Source organism: Streptomyces sp. S186 (assembly GCF_051603415.1).
Classification (GTDB): domain Bacteria; phylum Actinomycetota; class Actinomycetes; order Streptomycetales; family Streptomycetaceae; genus Streptomyces.
On the sequence record NZ_CP193932.1, the window covers coordinates 5,797,374 to 5,812,197 of the forward strand.

The window sequence follows — 14,824 nt, forward strand, 5'->3', positions numbered from 1 at the left end:
CGCTCTCCCGGCCCCGCCCTACAGCCAGCCGTTGCGCCGGGCCGCCCGTACTGCCTCCATGCGGTTGCGGGTGCCGGTCTTGCCGATGGCGGCCGAGAGGTAGTTGCGGACCGTGGCCGGCGACAGGCTCAGTCTGGCGGCGATGTCGGCGGCCGTCGCGCCGTCCACGGCAGCGGTGAGGACATCGCGCTCGCGCTGGGTCAGCGGGTTGGGCCCGGCGCTCAGGGCCGCGGCGGCCAGACCGGGGTCGATCACCCGCTCACCGGCCAGCACCCGGCGGATCGCCGCCGCCAGGTCCTCCACCGGGCCGTCCTTCACCAGGAAGCCGGCCGCCCCGGCCTCCATCGCGCGGCGCAGATAGCCGGGCCGCCCGAACGTCGTCACGATCAGCACCTTGCACGAGGGCAACGCGTCGCGCAGGTCGGCGGCGGCGTCCAGGCCGCTGCGACCGGGCAGTTCGATGTCCAGGAGTGCGACGTCCGGACGGGTCTCCAGCGCGGCCGCGACGATCTGATCGCCCGCCGGCACCTGCGCCACCACCTCCATGTCGTCCTCGAGGTCGAGCAGCAGCGCCAGCGCGCCCATCATCATCCGCTGGTCCTCGGCCAGCAGGAGCCTGATCACTTGGACAACTCCTCCGCATCCGCCAGATCGCCCGCGTCCACCGGAAGTTCGGCCGTGACCCGGAAGCCGCGCCGGCCGTCGGGACCGCTGCGCAGCGTGCCGCCCGCCGCGGCCAGCCGCTCGGCCAGCCCCGCAAGGCCCGTACCGCCCACCGGCCCGGAGGCGGCGCCGGATGGTGCGTCGGACGGTGCGTCGGACGCTTGGGAGCTTACGGGACCGCGGCCGTCGTCCGTGATCGTCAGCCGCACCCGGTCGTCGTCCGTGTGCACCTCGATCTCGCAGTGGGTGGCGCCGCTGTGCCGCACGGCGTTGGTGACGCCCTCGCGGACCACCCAGCCCAGGAGCGCGGCGGCCTGCGGCGGCAGCGGCGGCCCGGACTGCCGCACCACCGGCTCGATGCCGGCGCCGCCCAGCGCCGAACGGGCCCGGTCCAGCTCGGTCGCCAGGCTGCCCTCGCGGTAGCCGCTGACCGCCTCGCGGATCTCGGTCAGCGCCTGCCGGCCCACCGCCTCGATGTCGGCGGCCTGGGCCAGCGCCGCGTCGAGGTTGCGGGGCGCCAGCCGGCGCACCGCCTCCGCCTTCACCACCACCACCGACAGGGTGTGGCCCAGCAGGTCGTGCAGGTCCCGGGAGAACCGCAGCCGTTCCTTCTCCACGGCGTTGCGGGCCAGCTCCTGGCGGGTGGCCCGCAGCTCCTGGATGGTGTCGAAGAGGCTCAGCACCGAGGCCGTCACCATCCCGGACAGGAACGTGCCGTAGCCGATGCCGAACGAGCCCCAGGGGCTCTGGTCGTACCAGCCGGACAGGAACCCGGCGGACCCGCTGAGGACGATCAGCCAGAGGGCGAGCGGCCTGCCGCGCAGCGTGCGGACCGTGCCGGAGGCCAGCGACAGCAGCGGGAAGAACATGAACCACTCGCCGCCGAAGCCGAGCGCGACGGCGTAGGTGACGGCGGCCAGCGCGGCCAGGGCGTAGAGCGGGTAGCGGGTGTCGCGCCGCCGGGGGTTGAAGGCGGAGAAGACGACGGTCACATAGAGGGAGTTGAAGGCGAGGAGGCCGACGCCGGCCAGCCAGGGGTTGCCGGACCTGCCGTGGATGATGTTGGAGAACGCACCCAGCCCCATCAGCAGCCAGGGCAGGAAGGCGTACCGGCCGGGGCCCCTGGGCTCCCGCTCGCACGGCCGCGCCCCCGCCGCGCGGCCCTGCTCCGCTCCGCCGCCGGGCGCTCCGCCCCGCTCCCGCCGCCCTCTCATCCGTGCCATGCCGTTCCTCGCCTCATGCCGTTCGCTCCGTTCTGTACGGTCTACTCTGCGCGTCCGCGTACACCGCGTAACCGCCGAAGAGTGCCAGCCAGGCGGCCGGTACCGCCACCGTGGCCGGCCCCGGCACCTGGCCGTGGGCGACGCTCCGGTGCGGTGACGTCGTCGCACCCGCTGCCAAAGACGCTACGGAGCGTGGCCGCCGCGCGGCAGAGGCGAATGTGGGGGAACGGCCCTGACAAATGTCATGGGCCGGCGGGACGAATGTCATCGGCCGGCGGGCCGAAGAAGGACGGGCCAGGCCGTCCGGAACGCGCACCCTGCACATCTGACATACCGTCAGGGGTCTTCCCGCTCCCGCCCCGATCGGCTATACATGACTGCTATCGGCTAGAACGCGTTCTAGAAGTGCCGAGGAGCGCGGGCCCGCCGACCCGATACGACCCCGGCGCGGCCGACGGTGCGGACGGCCGGGCCGGGGTCTCACACCGTGGTGAAGGAGCAGCACCTCCATGCCCATCGACGCCGCCAAGGCCACCGCGGCCCCGCCGCGGACCACCGAACTCGCCTGGGACCACAAGGACGTCCAGCTCTACCACCTCGGCATCGGCGCCGGCGCGGCCACCCCGGAGAGGCCGCACGCCGCCACCGACCCCGACGAACTCCGCTACACCCTGGAGAGCGCACTGCACGTACTCCCCAGCTTCGCCACCGTCGCCGGCGGAGGCATGGCGCTGGCCGGCGGGCTCTCCGCGCCGGGCATCGACGTCGACCTGGCGGCCGTGCTGCACGGCGGGCAGACCGTCACCGTGCACCGCCCGCTGCCCGTCCGCGGCCGCGCCACCCAGACCTCCACCGTCCCGGCCGTCTACGACAAGGGCAAGGCCGCCGTCATCGTGCTGCGCTCCGAAGTCGCCGACGACAACGGGCCGTTGTGGACCTGCGACACCCAGATCTTCGTCCGCGGCGAGGGCGGCTTCGGCGGGGAGCGGGGCCCCTCGGTCGGCGGCGAACTGCCCGGCCGGGCACCCGACCTGACCACCGAACGCCTCGTCCGCGCCGACCAGGCGCTGCTCTACCGCCTCTCCGGCGACTGGAACCCGCTGCACGCCGACCCGGAGTTCGCCAAGCTCGCCGGCTTCGACCGGCCGATCCTGCACGGTCTGTGCTCGTACGGGGTGACCCTCAAGGCGGTGGTGGACGCCGCGCTGGACGGGGACGTCTCCCGGGTGCGGTCGTACACCGCGCGGTTCGCGGGCGTGGTGTTCCCGGGGGAGACGCTGCGGATCCGGATGTGGCGGGAGCGGACCGGGGAAGACGAGGGCGGCCGCGTCCGGGTCGCGGTCACTGCCGCCGAGCGGGACGACGCACCGGTGCTGGCGGACACGGTGGTCGAGCACGGCGTACCAAGCCTGTCCGGCGCTTGAGGACGAGCGGCCGCCAGGCCGCGATACCCCGACGGCCGGCCGGGGCGGGACCAGCATGTCGTACGTACGAGAGGAGCGGGTGTCGCATGCGCGCAGCCATTCAGCAGGAGACGGGACGGGACAAGCTGGAGGTGCTCGACGACGTCGAGGCGGTGGGCTTCGGGCCGGGCCGGGTCAGGATCCGGATCCGGGCCACCGGACTGTGCCACTCCGACCTCTCCGCGATGAACGGGGTGCTGCCGCAGCCCGCGCCGTTCGTCCCCGGGCACGAGGGGGCCGGGGAGGTCCTCGACGTCGGCGACGGCGTCACCGGACTGCGGCCCGGCGACCGGGTCCTGATGTGCTGGCTGCCCGCCTGCGGCGACTGCCCGTCCTGCAAACGCGGCCAGACCCACCTCTGCCTGGCCGGGTTCATGAACGCCGGCACCCCCAACTTCAGGCGCCCCGGCGGTGACGTCTTCGGCTTCGCCGGCACCGGCACCTTCGCCGAGGAGGTGGTGGTCCCCGCCGACTGCGCCGTCCCGATCCCGGACGACGTCCCCTACGAGATCGCCGCCCTGATCGGCTGCGGGGTCACCACCGGGCTCGGCGCGGCCCTCAACACCGCCAAGGTGGCGGCCGCTTCGTCGGTGGCGGTGATCGGCTGCGGCGGTGTGGGCATCTCCGTCATCCAGGGCGCCCGGGCCTGCGGCGCCGCCCAGATCATCGCCGTCGACCCGGTGGCGGCCCGCCGCGAGGCCGCCCTCCGGTTCGGCGCCACCGAGGCCGTCGCCCCCGAGGAACTCGCCGACGCCAAGGCCCGGATCACCGGCGGCGAGGGCTTCGACTACGTCTTCGAGGTCGTCGGCAAGTCCGCCACCGCCCGCACCGCCTACGAGACGACCCGGCGCGGCGGCACCCTCTGTGTAGTCGGCGCGGGCGCCATGGACGACACCTTCCAGGTCAACATGTTCGAGCTGTTCTTCGACGAGAAGCGGATCCTGCCGTCGCTGTACGGGGGAGGGGACGTGCTGCGCTCCTACGAGCGGGCCATCGCCCTGTGGCGGGCCGGCCGGATCGACCTCGAAGGGCTGATCACCCACCGGGTCCGGCTGGACGGCATCAACGACGCCCTGGACCAGATGCGTTCGGGCACCGCGCTGCGCACCTGCATCGAGATCTGACGAGAGAGCTGAGGGGACGCTCATGGCACAGCCACTGGAGGGCCTGACCGCGCTCGTCACCGGTGCCGGGCGCGGACTGGGCCGGGCCGAGGCCCTGGAACTGGCCCGCCTCGGCGCCCGGGTGGTCGTCAACGACTTCGGCCAGCCGGGCCGGGACGGCTCCGGCGCCGCGTCGCCCGGCCCCGCCGAGGAGGCCGCCGAGGAGATCCGCGCCGCCGGCGGCCGGGCCGTCGCCCACACCGGCGACGTCGCCGACCACCAACAGGCCGGTGAACTCGTGCAGTTGGCGATCGACACCTACGGCCGGCTGGACATCCTGGTCAACAACGCGGGCATCCTGCGGGACCGGATGGTCTTCTCGATGACCGAGGACGAGTGGGACTCGGTGATCCGCGTCCACCTCAAGGGCCACTTCAACACCACGCACTTCGCCGCGGCCCACTGGCGCGCCCGATCCAAGGAGGCCGGCGGCCCGGTCTTCGGGCGGATCGTCAACACCTCCTCCGAGGCGTTCCTGGCCGGCTCGGCGGGCCAGCCCAACTACGCCGCGGCCAAGGGCGGCATCGTCGGTCTGACCACGTCCACGGCGCTGGCACTGGCCAAGTACGGCGTGACCGCCAACGCCATCTGCCCGCGCGCCCGCACCCGGATGACCGAGGACGTCTTCGCCGGCCTCGCGGCCCCCGAGGACGGCCGGCTCGACCCGCTCGCGCCCGAGCACGTCGCGCCGCTGGTCGGCTATCTCGCCTCGCCGGCCGCCTCCGGGATCAACGGCCAGCTGCTGGTCGTCCACGGCGGCATGGTCGCGATCGCCGAACGCCCACGGATCGCCGCGAAGTTCGACACCGCGAAGGAGGTCTTCAGCTACGAGGAGCTGGACGGCCTGCTCACCCCGTACTACGCCGGGCGCCCGGCACACGAGACCTTCGCGGCTGCCGAGGTGCTGGGCCTCAAGCACGACTGACGCCCGGGGCGCGGCGGTTCGGGTTCGGTTCGGGTTCGGTTCGCGCGACGGCCGTGGCCGCCGCCACAACGGCCGTGGCCGCCGCCCGCGTTCGCGGTGCGGCGGCCACGGCCTGCGGCGTGCCGGTCGGTTCAGGAGACCCGGACCGGGTGGTCGCGGCGGTGCCGCCCCTGGGCGGCGCTCTGCGCCTCCTCCGAGGCGGCCGGGCCGCGGTGCCTGCCGGAGCCTACGGCCTCGGCGGCCTGGGCGGCTGCCTCCTGCGGGCGCGCCTGGGTCGTGTCGGTTTGGGCTTCGGACATGGAAAGAGTCACTCCGTCAGATCGCTTGCAGCTGTACGCGTCGGGACCTCCCCCGGCTCCCACCGGAACACACCCCGTGCGGTGCCGTCGGTGGCCGGGTCAACCGGCTGCACAGCCCCCGCCGGAATACTAACGGGGCGGGAAACGGCACTTCACGGGGACTCCCGGGACGCGAGAGGCGCCTGTTGCAGTGGAACTGGCCTGCACATCCGGGGATGCGGGGAACACATGAGCGGTTCCTCGTCATCGGCGTCCGGTTGTGGAGATGCTGTGGAGCCGAGGTCGCTATCGCCCGCTTCCAGGACAATCTCCTCGCTGTCCACGGATCCCCGTCCGGACGGAACTGCCACTTCCGGAAGTCCCGGAAGTCCCGGAAGCTCCGCCACCGGAACTCCCGTTCCCCCGGCCGCCCCCGCAATCGCCCCCACAACCGGCCCCAGCGGAACGGCCATCCGCGCCACCCCGCACGGCACCGCCCCCGTCGCGTACGGCAGCAGCAGCGCGCCGTCCGGCGTCCACCGGCCGCTGCCCGCCAGCCAGCCGTCCGGGGCCGGGAACCGCCGCAACCGCCGTTCCGAGGGCCGCCACGCGCCGAGCCGGGTGCCGTCCGGGCCGTCGAGCCGGAACGCCACCGCGCAGCTCTCCGGCAGCAGCGCCCGCCCCGGCTGGATCGCGAACGGCGTCACCGCCATGTCGGGCGCCCGCAGACACTCCGGGAAGCGCACCGGCAGGCTGCTGTCCAGCACGCCCCAGCCCAGCCGGTCGTGGCCGGGGGCGTCCGACCGGACCAGCAGCAGCCCGCTGTCGGGATCGGCCAGCAGCAGCCGGTCGTTGCTCTCCTCGGTGATCTGCAGCAGCGGGCTGATCTCCCCGCCGCGTGCCAGGTCCACCACCACGGACTTGCTGCGGCCGTCCAGCTCCCGGTCCACCGCCAGCAGCCGCCCGTCGTGATCCAGCCAGACCCCGCCGGTGCAGTGGCCCGGCACCACGGCGATCCGCTCGGGCCCCGCCGTTCCGCCGTGCACCCGCCACAGCGCGGTGGTCCCGGCGCCGGGCGCCAGCGCGTAGCCCAGCCGTCCGCCGGGAGCGGGCGGCAGCAGCGTCAGCTCCCGCGCCGCCACCGCGCCGACCAGCACCTCCTGGGTGCCGGGCCCGGTGGGGGAGAGCAGGGAGACGGTGAAGCGGTCGGCGACCCGGCGGACGATCAGCACCCGGCCGTCGGCGAGCGGCAGCAGCGCGCTGTCCGGCTCCTCCGGCTGACTGCCCGGCAGCGGGACCGCGTACGGCTCCGGGCCGCCGATCGTCCAGCGCTCCGGGTACCGGCTCCCGGCGGCGTCGTCGTGACGGGCGAGCCGGGCGCCGTACGAGCCGTCGGCGGAGAGGGTCAGCGCCGCACGGTGCGGGCTGTCGAGCGCCGCGGTGTCCTCACTGGCACAGATCGTCATGGGGGTGCCACCTCCAGTGGAGGGACGTTAGTTTTCGCACTTCCGGCCGATCAACGGCAGTTGCCGGTCTTCACGCATAAGGGTGGCCATTGTCCGATTCGCCGGTATGGGGAGGGGTGGGTGTGCTCGGAGTTTCAAGGATGTCTAAAGTTAGGTGGACCTAAGTTGCCGTCGGGTGGCCGGGTGGCTCCCGGCCGCCCGGCGGCACCCGCATGTCGAGCTGGAGTGACGTGATGCCCCTACGCCGCCGCGGCGCCGCCGCCATAGTCCGAGGGGCAGCCCTCGCCGCCGCCGGTGCCCTCGTGCTCGCCGGGTGCGGGGCGTCCGGCGCGGACGGTGGCGGCGACCGCGGGGCGGGCTCGAAGTCCGTGGCCCAGGGCGGCAAGGACTTCGGCAGGGCCGCCGACGAGACGGCGAAGATGGGCACCGACGCCGCGCCGGGCCGGTTCCCGCGCACCGTCCGGCACGCCATGGGCGCCACCACCATCCCCTCCGCGCCCCAGCGCGTGGTCGTCCTCGACGTCGGCGAGCTCGACAACGCCGTCTCGCTCGGCATCAAGCCGGTCGGCTACGCGCCCACCGAGGGCGACGCCGCCCTCCCGGACTACCTCGCGAAGAGCGCCGGCCACCCCAAGAGCGTCGGCACCGTCAACGGCCTCAACCTGGAGGCCATCAACGCCCTCAAGCCCGACCTCATCCTGGGCAGCAAGCTGCGCGCCGAGAAGCAGTACCGACAGCTCAGCAAGATCGCCCCGACCGTCTTCTCGATCCGCCCCGGCTTCACCTGGAAGCAGAACTACCTCCTCAACGCCGCCGCCCTCGACAAGACCGCGGAGGCGAAGCGCGAACTCGCCGCCTACGAGGCCAGGGCGAAGAAGCTCGGCGAGGACATCGGCCCCGAGAAGCCGACCGTGACGATGCTGCGCTACATGCCCCAGTTCACCCGCCTCTACGCCCAGCGCTCCTTCATCGGCACCGTCCTCAAGGACGTCGGCCTGCCCCGGCCGAAGAACCAGCAGGCCGACGACCTCGCCACCGAGGTCAGCCCGGAGAACATCGACCAGGCCGACGCCGACTGGATCTTCACCGGCGTCTACGGCGACCCCCGGTCCACCAAGCGCGACACCGCCGAGCAGAACCCGCTGTGGAAGAACCTCAAGGCGGTCAAGGACGGCCACGCCCGGAACGTGAAGGACGAGACCTGGTACCTCGGCCTCGGCGTCACCGCGGCCGACAGCGTCCTGGCCGATCTGCGGGCCTTCCTCGTGAAGTAGCCGTCCCATCGAGCCGCCGGATCCTCAAGTCGCCTGCGGCGGCGGCCGGATGGCGCGCGCCACGGCTAGCGCCCGGTGGCCGGAAACCCCCGGCGCGCGCCGGCCCGCGGTCCCCGCGCGCACCGCGGCCCGGCGCGCGGGCGCGGGGGAGAGGTAACCTTCCCCCGTGCCCGCACTGTCTGAAGTCCTCGCCGCGCTCGACGTCCTCTGGCCCCCCGAGCGGGCCGAAGGATGGGACGCCGTCGGCACCGTCTGCGGCGACCCCGACGCCGAGGTCGGCCGGGTGCTGTTCGCCGTCGACCCGGTCCAGGAGATCGCCGACGAGGCCGTGCGGCTCGGCGCCGACCTGCTCGTCACCCATCACCCGCTCTATCTGCGGGGGACGACGACGGTCGCCGCCGGCACCTTCAAGGGAAAGGTCGTGCACACGCTCATCAAGCACGACATCGCCCTGCACGTCGCGCACACCAACGCCGACACCGCCGACCCCGGCGTCTCCGACGCCCTGGCCGGCGCGCTGGACCTGCGGATCCTGCGCCCCCTGGTGCCGGACCCGAGCGATCCGGCCGGCCGCCGCGGCCTGGGCCGGATCTGCGAGCTCCCGCACCCGATGACGCTGGCCGAGCTGACCGCGTACGCCGCCGCCCGCCTGCCCGCCACCGCGCAGGGCATCCGGGCGGCCGGCGACCCGGACCGCGAGATCCGCACCCTGGCGGTCTCCGGCGGCTCCGGCGACAGCCTCTTCGACGACGTACGGGCGGCCGGCGTGGACGCGTTCCTCACCGCCGACCTGCGCCACCACCCGGCCTCCGAGGCCACCCAGACCACCGGACGGAACACCCCGCCGGCGCTGCTGGACGCGGCCCACTGGGCCACCGAATGGCCGTGGTGCGAGCAGGCCGCGGCCCAGCTCGACGCGGTCTCCGACCGGCACGGCTGGGGACTGCGCACGCACGTCTCCCACACGGTCACCGACCCCTGGACCGCCCACGCGGCGTCCGCCCCGCTCACCCGCCCCGCTGACACCTCGCACACCACAGGAGCCCCCCGCTGAACGCCGCGCCCGCCGACCAGATCCGCCTCCTGGACGTCCAGAACCTCGACGTCCGGCTCACCCAGCTCGCGCACCGGCGCAAGAACCTCCCCGAGCTGGCCGAGCTGCAGACCCTGGAGGCCGACCTCACCCAGCAGCGCGATCTGCTCGTCGCCGCGCAGACCGAGGAGAGCGACACCAGCCGCGAGCAGACCAAGGCGGAGCAGGACGTCGACCAGGTCCGCCAGCGCGCCGCCCGCGACCAGAAGCGCCTCGACTCCGGCGCCGTGACCTCCCCCAAGGACCTGGAGAGCCTCCAGCGCGAACTGGCGTCGCTGGCCAAGCGCCAGGGCGACCTGGAGGACGTCGTCCTGGAGGTCATGGAGCGCCGCGAGGCCGCCCAGGAGCGGGTCCGCGAGCTGACCGAGCGGGTCGAGGCCATCCAGGCCAAGGTCGACGACGCCACCGCTCGCCGGGACGCCGCCCACGCCGAGATCGACGCCGAGGTCGCCACGGTCAACAAGGAGCGCGAACTCACCGTCGCCGACATCCCCGAGGCACTGGTCACGCTCTACGACCGCATCCGCGCCAAGCAGGGCGGCATCGGCGCCGCCCGCCTCTACCAGCGCCGCTGCGAGGGCTGCCGGCTGGAGCTGGACATCACCGAGCTCAACGACGTGCGCCGGGCCGCCGCCGACGCCGTCGTCCGGTGCGAGAACTGCAGCCGCATCCTGGTCCGCACGCCCGACTCGGGGCTGTAGGCCGTGGCGCGCGAGCTGATCGTCGAGGCGGACGGCGGCTCCCGGGGCAATCCGGGGCCGGCCGGTTACGGCGCGGTGGTCCTCGACCCGGCGAGCGGCGAGGCGCTGGCCGAGGCCGCCGAGTTCATCGGGACGGCGACCAACAACGTCGCCGAGTACAAGGGCCTGCTGGCCGGGCTGCGCGCCGCGCACGCCCTGGACCCGGAGGCCGCCGTGCACGTCCGGATGGACTCCAAGCTCGTCGTCGAGCAGATGTCCGGCCGCTGGAAGATCAAGCACCCGGACATGAAGCCGCTGGCCGCCGCGGCCGCCGCGGTCTTCCCGCCCGGCCGGGTCACCTACGAGTGGATCCCCCGCTCCCGGAACAAGCACGCCGACCGACTCGCCAACGAGGCGATGGACGCGGGCCGGGACGGCAGGCAGTGGGAGCCGCGCGAGTCCCGGGCGGCGCTCGCCGGCCCGGCCGACGCGGCACCCGCCCGCAGCGCCGCGGCCCGTGCCGCGGACGCGGCCGCCGAAGAGGCCGAGGCCGCGGAGGGCCGCCCGAGCGCGGCCGCGCCGCCCGTCGGCTGGGGCGCGCCCGACCTCGGCGTCCCCGCGACGTTCGTCCTGCTCCGGCACGGCGAGACCGCGCTGACGCCGCAGAAGCGCTTCTCCGGCAGCGGCGGGACCGACCCCGGACTCTCCGACGCCGGCCGCCGGCAGGCCGAGGCGACCGCCGCCGCGCTCGCCGCCCGCGGCACCGTCCAGGCCGTGGTCAGCTCGCCGCTGCGCCGCTGCCAGGAGACCGCCGGGACGATCGCCGCCCGGCTCGGCCTGGACGTCCGCGTCGAGGACGGGCTCCGCGAGGCCGACTTCGGCGCCTGGGAGGGGCTGACCTTCGCCGAGGTCCGCGAACGCCACCCCGACGATCTCGACGCCTGGCTCCGCTCCGCCAAGGCGGCGCCCACCGGGGGCGGCGAGTCCTTCGCGGCGGTGGCGCGCCGGGTCGCGGTCACCCGCGACAAGCTGATCGCCCGGTACGCGGGCCGGACCGTCCTCCTGGTCACCCACGTCACCCCGATCAAGACGCTGGTCCGGCTGGCCCTGGGCGCCCCGCCGGAGTCCCTGTTCCGTATGGAGCTGTCCGCGGCGTCGCTCTCCGCGGTGGCGTACTACGCGGACGGGAACGCGTCGCTGCGCCTGCTGAACGACACGTCCCACCTGCGGTGATCTCGGCCGACCCGGCTACCGGTGGTGCGGTTCGCCACCGGTAGCCGGGGGCGGCGCCGTTGCGCCCGCGACGAGCGTCCTCACATGCCGGACCGAGCGTCCTCACATGCCGGACGGGCCGAGTTGTGCCGCCTCCCGCGCCAGTCGCTCGATCCGCGGCCAGTCCTTGGCCGCCAGCGCGTCCGCGGGCAGCATCCAGGTGCCCCCGACGCAGCCGACGTTGGGCAGTGCCAGGTACGAGGGGGCCGTGGCCGGGCCGATGCCGCCGGTCGGGCAGAAGCGGGCCTGCGGCAGCGGGCCGGCCAGCGACCTGAGGTAGGCGGTGCCGCCCGCCGCCTCCGCCGGGAAGAACTTCATCGCGCTGATCCCCTCATCCAGCAGGGTCACCACCTCCGAAGCCGTCGAGACGCCCGGCAGGAACGGCAGACCGGAGTCCCGCAGCGCGCCCAGCAGCCGCGGCGACCAGCCCGGGCTCACCAGGAACCGCGCTCCGGCCGCTGCGGCCGCCACGGCCTGCTCCGGGTCCAGCACGGTCCCGGCGCCGACCACCGCGTCCGGGACCTCCTCGGCGACGGACCGGATCGCGTCCAGCGCGGCGGGCGTGCGCAGGGTCACCTCGATCGCCGGCAGCCCGCCGGCGACCAGCGCCCGCGCGAGCGGCACGGCGTCCGCCGCGTCCCGCAGGACCACGACCGGGAGGACCGGGGCGACCGGGGCGAGCCCGAGGAAGGCGGGGAAGGGCGCGGCGGAAGAGGAGGCGGCGTCAGTCACGCCGCCCATACTGGACCGGTCGAAATACCGCCCGCAACGCTCGTTGCAGATGCTGCAACAGGGGCGGACACGGGGCGGACGGGCCGCGGATGCGGGGGCGGACGGAGCCCTTTACAGCTCCGTCACGCTCACAGCTCCGTCACGATCACATCCAGGGCCCATGGCTTGCCGGCCTTCGCCGGGGCCTCGGCCTCGACCGCATAACCCAGTCCGCGCAGCGTCTCCACCAGCTCCGCCGGGTCCGCCGGTTCGGCCCCGGCCACCAGCAGGTCCCGCACCAGCCGGCCCTTGGTCGCCTTGTTGAAGTGGCTGACCACCGACCGCTTCTCGACCCCGTTCACGATCTTCGACTGGAGCACCCGCACCGTCGCGGTCCGCTCCGCCGGCTCCCCCTTGGGCTTCCACGCCGCCGCATACGCCGCCGACCGCAGATCCAGCAGGAGCCCGGCCCCGGCGGTCTCCGGCAGCACCTCCGCCATCGGCCCCCGCCAGTACGCCCCGAGCGCGCCCAGCCCCGGCAGCTTCACCCCCATCGAGCAGCGGTACGACGGAATCCGGTCGTCGATCCGCACGGCGCCCCACAGCCCCGAGAACACCAGCAGCGACCGCTCGGCCCGCTTCCGCGCCGCCGCGTCGAGGGACGCCAGCCCGAGGGCGTCGTAGAGGACCCCGGTGTAGATCTCCCCGGCCGGCCGGGTGCCCGCGGTGCGCAGCCCCGCGTTCTTGGCCACCTCGCCCTTCAGGCCCTCGCTCAGCCCCAGCACCTCCCGGGCCTTGACCGCGTCGGCCGAGCACAGATCGACCAGCTCCGCCAGCACCTCCGCCCGCGCCGCGGTCAGCCCCGGCAACGACAGCGCCCCCAGGTCCAGCGCACCCCGGGGGGCGCCCCCTCGCGCCGCCTCGATCGGATCGGCCTTCCCTTCGGACGGCGGCAACAGCACGAGCACGGTGTTTCTCCTTCACGGCGGTACGAGCAGGGGTGCGGCCCCGCCGAAAAGCTTAGAAGCCCGGCCGCCCGGCGCGTCGTCCGCCCGGCGCCCGCACACCGCGCCGGGAGCGCCCGGCGGCCATACGCTCGGTTCCATGCCCCGTCGCCATATGCATGTGACCGACGCAGCGGAGGCCCCTCTCCGGGCCGCCCTGCACGAGCTGCGCGTGCGGCTGGACGTCCCCGACCACTTCCCGCCCACCGCCCAGGCAGAGGCGGACAGCGCCGCCCGCGCCCCGCGCATTCCGGCCGGCGACGGCGAGGTGGCCACCGAGCACACCCTGTACGACGCGACCGACCTGCCCCTCTTCACCCTCGACCCGCCCGGCGCCCGCGATCTGGACCAGGCGATGTTCCTCGCCCGCCGCCGGGAGGGCGGCTACCGCGTCCACTACGCCATCGCCGACATCGCCTCCTTCGTCACCCCCGGCGGCGCCCTGGACGCCGAGGCGCACCACCGGGTGGCCACCCTCTACTTCCCCGACGAGCGGATCCCGCTGCACCCCACCGTCCTCAGTGAAGGCGCCGCCAGCCTGCTGCCGGACCAGGACCGCCCGGCCGTCCTGTGGCAGTTCGAACTCGACGCCGACGGCGCGCTGACCGGCACCACCGTCCGCCGCGCCCTGGTCCGCTCCCGCGCCCGCCTGGACTACCCGGGCGTCCAGCACGTCCTCGACGACGGCACCGCCGAGGAGCCGCTCGCCCTGCTCCGCGAGATCGGGCGGCTCCGCGAGAAACAGGAGACGGCCCGCGGCGCGATCTCCCTCACCGTCCCCGAGCAGGAAATCGTCGAACGCGACGGCCGCTACACCCTCGCCTACCGCGCCCCCCTCCCGGCCGCCGCCTGGAACGCCCAGATCTCCCTGCTCACCGGCATGGCCGCGGCCGAGCTGATGCTCGCCGCCGGCACCGGCATCCTGCGCACCCTGCCCACCGCCCCCGACGGCTCGGTCGCCCGGCTCCGCCTCACCGCCCAGGCCCTCGGCGTCGACTGGCCCCACCACACCTCGTACGCGGCGCTGATCCGCACCCTCGACCCGCACCGCGCCGCCCACGCCGCGTTCCTCCAGGAGTGCACGGCCCTGTTCCGCGGCGCCGGCTACACCGTCTTCGACGGCACCGCCCCACCGGCCGGCACCGTCGTGCACGCCGCGGTCGCCGCCCCCTACGCCCATGCCACCGCTCCGCTGCGCCGGCTCGTCGACCGCTACACCTCCGAGCTGTGCCTGGCCGCCGCGGCCGGCCGCACCCCGCCCGCCTGGGTCCGCGCCGCCCTCCCCGCCCTCCCGCACGAGATGGAGACCGGCACCCAGCGCGCCAACCGGATCGAGCGGGCCTGCGTCGACCTCGTCGAGGCGGCCCTGCTGCGCGACCGCGTCGGCGAGACCTTCGAGGCCGTGGTCGTCGACCGTCACCACGACGACCCCACCCGGGGCACCGTCCACCTCCGCGAACCGGCCGTGATCGCCCCGGTCCAAGCCGCCCCCGCCGGCCCCCCACTACCCCTCGGCGGCTACCTCAGAGTCCGCCTCACCACCGCCGACCCAGGCCACGAACCAGTCCTCTTCACCCCCGTGTGACCGCTTCGACCGGCTCGACCGGCT

At 74.5% G+C, this 14,824-nt stretch carries 14 protein-coding genes; 8 read left to right on the plus strand and 6 right to left on the minus strand.

The features are described 5' to 3' along the window. Positions 1–18 precede the first annotated feature (18 nt). Positions 19–624, minus strand: a complete 606-nt coding sequence (locus ACRAS8_RS24950; RefSeq protein WP_438488228.1) for a response regulator — start codon at positions 622–624, stop codon at positions 19–21. Further along, positions 621–1,886 carry a sensor histidine kinase gene (locus tag ACRAS8_RS24955; protein WP_438488229.1) on the minus strand — a complete coding sequence of 422 codons (1,266 nt, stop codon included), beginning with the start codon at positions 1,884–1,886 and terminating at the stop codon, positions 621–623. Before ACRAS8_RS24955 ends, ACRAS8_RS24950 begins: the two co-directional genes overlap by 4 nt. A gap of 509 nt (positions 1,887–2,395) precedes the next feature. Here ACRAS8_RS24955 and ACRAS8_RS24960 point away from each other — a divergent pair. From ACRAS8_RS24960 to ACRAS8_RS24970, 3 genes are all read left to right on the plus strand, one after another. Next, positions 2,396–3,310 (plus strand): MaoC/PaaZ C-terminal domain-containing protein, encoded by a 915-nt coding sequence (locus ACRAS8_RS24960; RefSeq protein WP_438488230.1) that lies wholly within the window; start codon positions 2,396–2,398, stop codon positions 3,308–3,310. An 86-nt stretch (positions 3,311–3,396) separates the two neighbouring features. Then, complete coding sequence (locus tag ACRAS8_RS24965; RefSeq protein ID WP_438488231.1) at positions 3,397–4,473, plus strand: Zn-dependent alcohol dehydrogenase; 1,077 nt, start codon at positions 3,397–3,399, stop codon at positions 4,471–4,473. Positions 4,474–4,495: 22 nt separating this feature from the next. Further along, positions 4,496–5,437, plus strand: coding sequence for a 3-oxoacyl-ACP reductase (locus ACRAS8_RS24970; RefSeq protein ID WP_438488232.1), 942 nt, complete (start codon positions 4,496–4,498; stop codon positions 5,435–5,437). 131 nt (positions 5,438–5,568) lie between these two features. Here ACRAS8_RS24970 and ACRAS8_RS24975 read toward each other — a convergent pair whose 3' ends face one another. Together ACRAS8_RS24975 and ACRAS8_RS24980 are read right to left on the minus strand one after the other, a co-directional pair. After that, entirely contained in the window at positions 5,569–5,736 is a 168-nt protein-coding gene (locus ACRAS8_RS24975; RefSeq protein WP_438488233.1) for a hypothetical protein, read from the minus strand. Between the two features lie 152 nt (positions 5,737–5,888). Then, positions 5,889–7,181 (minus strand): hypothetical protein, encoded by a 1,293-nt coding sequence (locus ACRAS8_RS24980; protein WP_438488234.1) that lies wholly within the window; start codon positions 7,179–7,181, stop codon positions 5,889–5,891. Positions 7,182–7,414: 233 nt separating this feature from the next. Here ACRAS8_RS24980 and ACRAS8_RS24985 point away from each other — a divergent pair, with 233 nt between their 5' ends. The 4 genes from ACRAS8_RS24985 to ACRAS8_RS25000 all read left to right on the plus strand — a co-directional run bounded on the left by ACRAS8_RS24985 (position 7,415) and on the right by ACRAS8_RS25000 (position 11,461). Further along, positions 7,415–8,455 (plus strand): ABC transporter substrate-binding protein, encoded by a 1,041-nt coding sequence (locus ACRAS8_RS24985; protein WP_438488235.1) that lies wholly within the window; start codon positions 7,415–7,417, stop codon positions 8,453–8,455. Between the two features lie 166 nt (positions 8,456–8,621). Further along, positions 8,622–9,509, plus strand: coding sequence for a Nif3-like dinuclear metal center hexameric protein (locus tag ACRAS8_RS24990; protein WP_438488236.1), 888 nt, complete (start codon positions 8,622–8,624; stop codon positions 9,507–9,509). After that, positions 9,506–10,249: a zinc ribbon domain-containing protein gene (locus ACRAS8_RS24995; RefSeq protein ID WP_438490587.1), complete on the plus strand. Its 744-nt coding sequence runs from the start codon at positions 9,506–9,508 to the stop codon at positions 10,247–10,249. The genes ACRAS8_RS24990 and ACRAS8_RS24995 overlap by 4 nt, the downstream gene beginning before the upstream one ends. Before the next feature lie 3 nt (positions 10,250–10,252). Beyond that, positions 10,253–11,461, plus strand: coding sequence for a bifunctional RNase H/acid phosphatase (locus ACRAS8_RS25000; RefSeq protein ID WP_438488237.1), 1,209 nt, complete (start codon positions 10,253–10,255; stop codon positions 11,459–11,461). Positions 11,462–11,563: 102 nt separating this feature from the next. Here ACRAS8_RS25000 and eda read toward each other — a convergent pair whose 3' ends face one another. Next, the gene (gene eda / locus ACRAS8_RS25005) at positions 11,564–12,241 is read right to left on the minus strand and encodes a bifunctional 4-hydroxy-2-oxoglutarate aldolase/2-dehydro-3-deoxy-phosphogluconate aldolase (protein WP_438488238.1); all 678 of its coding nucleotides are present in this window, start codon (positions 12,239–12,241) and stop codon (positions 11,564–11,566) included. 119 nt (positions 12,242–12,360) lie between these two features. Next, positions 12,361–13,179 carry a peroxide stress protein YaaA gene (gene yaaA / locus ACRAS8_RS25010; RefSeq protein ID WP_438488239.1) on the minus strand — a complete coding sequence of 273 codons (819 nt, stop codon included), beginning with the start codon at positions 13,177–13,179 and terminating at the stop codon, positions 12,361–12,363. Between the two features lie 136 nt (positions 13,180–13,315). Here yaaA and ACRAS8_RS25015 point away from each other — a divergent pair, with 136 nt between their 5' ends. After that, a complete protein-coding gene (locus ACRAS8_RS25015) occupies positions 13,316–14,800 on the plus strand; it encodes an RNB domain-containing ribonuclease (RefSeq protein ID WP_438488240.1) in 1,485 nt (494 codons plus the stop codon). Positions 14,801–14,824: the final 24 nt, after the last annotated feature.

What these genes read in the sequence shown, in the direction of transcription:
- ACRAS8_RS24965 (WP_438488231.1), top strand. Translation starts at nt 3,397, where the DNA reads ATGCGCGCAGCCATTCAGCAGGAGACGGGACGGGACAAGCTGGAGGTG.
- ACRAS8_RS24960 (WP_438488230.1), top strand. Translation starts at nt 2,396, where the DNA reads ATGCCCATCGACGCCGCCAAGGCCACCGCGGCCCCGCCGCGGACCACC.
- eda (WP_438488238.1), bottom strand. Translation starts at nt 12,241, where the DNA reads ATGGGCGGCGTGACTGACGCCGCCTCCTCTTCCGCCGCGCCCTTCCCC.
- ACRAS8_RS24955 (WP_438488229.1), bottom strand. Translation starts at nt 1,886, where the DNA reads ATGGCACGGATGAGAGGGCGGCGGGAGCGGGGCGGAGCGCCCGGCGGC.
- ACRAS8_RS25015 (WP_438488240.1), top strand. Translation starts at nt 13,316, where the DNA reads ATGCCCCGTCGCCATATGCATGTGACCGACGCAGCGGAGGCCCCTCTC.
- ACRAS8_RS24975 (WP_438488233.1), bottom strand. Translation starts at nt 5,736, where the DNA reads ATGTCCGAAGCCCAAACCGACACGACCCAGGCGCGCCCGCAGGAGGCA.
- ACRAS8_RS24985 (WP_438488235.1), top strand. Translation starts at nt 7,415, where the DNA reads ATGCCCCTACGCCGCCGCGGCGCCGCCGCCATAGTCCGAGGGGCAGCC.
- ACRAS8_RS24970 (WP_438488232.1), top strand. Translation starts at nt 4,496, where the DNA reads ATGGCACAGCCACTGGAGGGCCTGACCGCGCTCGTCACCGGTGCCGGG.
- ACRAS8_RS24980 (WP_438488234.1), bottom strand. Translation starts at nt 7,181, where the DNA reads ATGACGATCTGTGCCAGTGAGGACACCGCGGCGCTCGACAGCCCGCAC.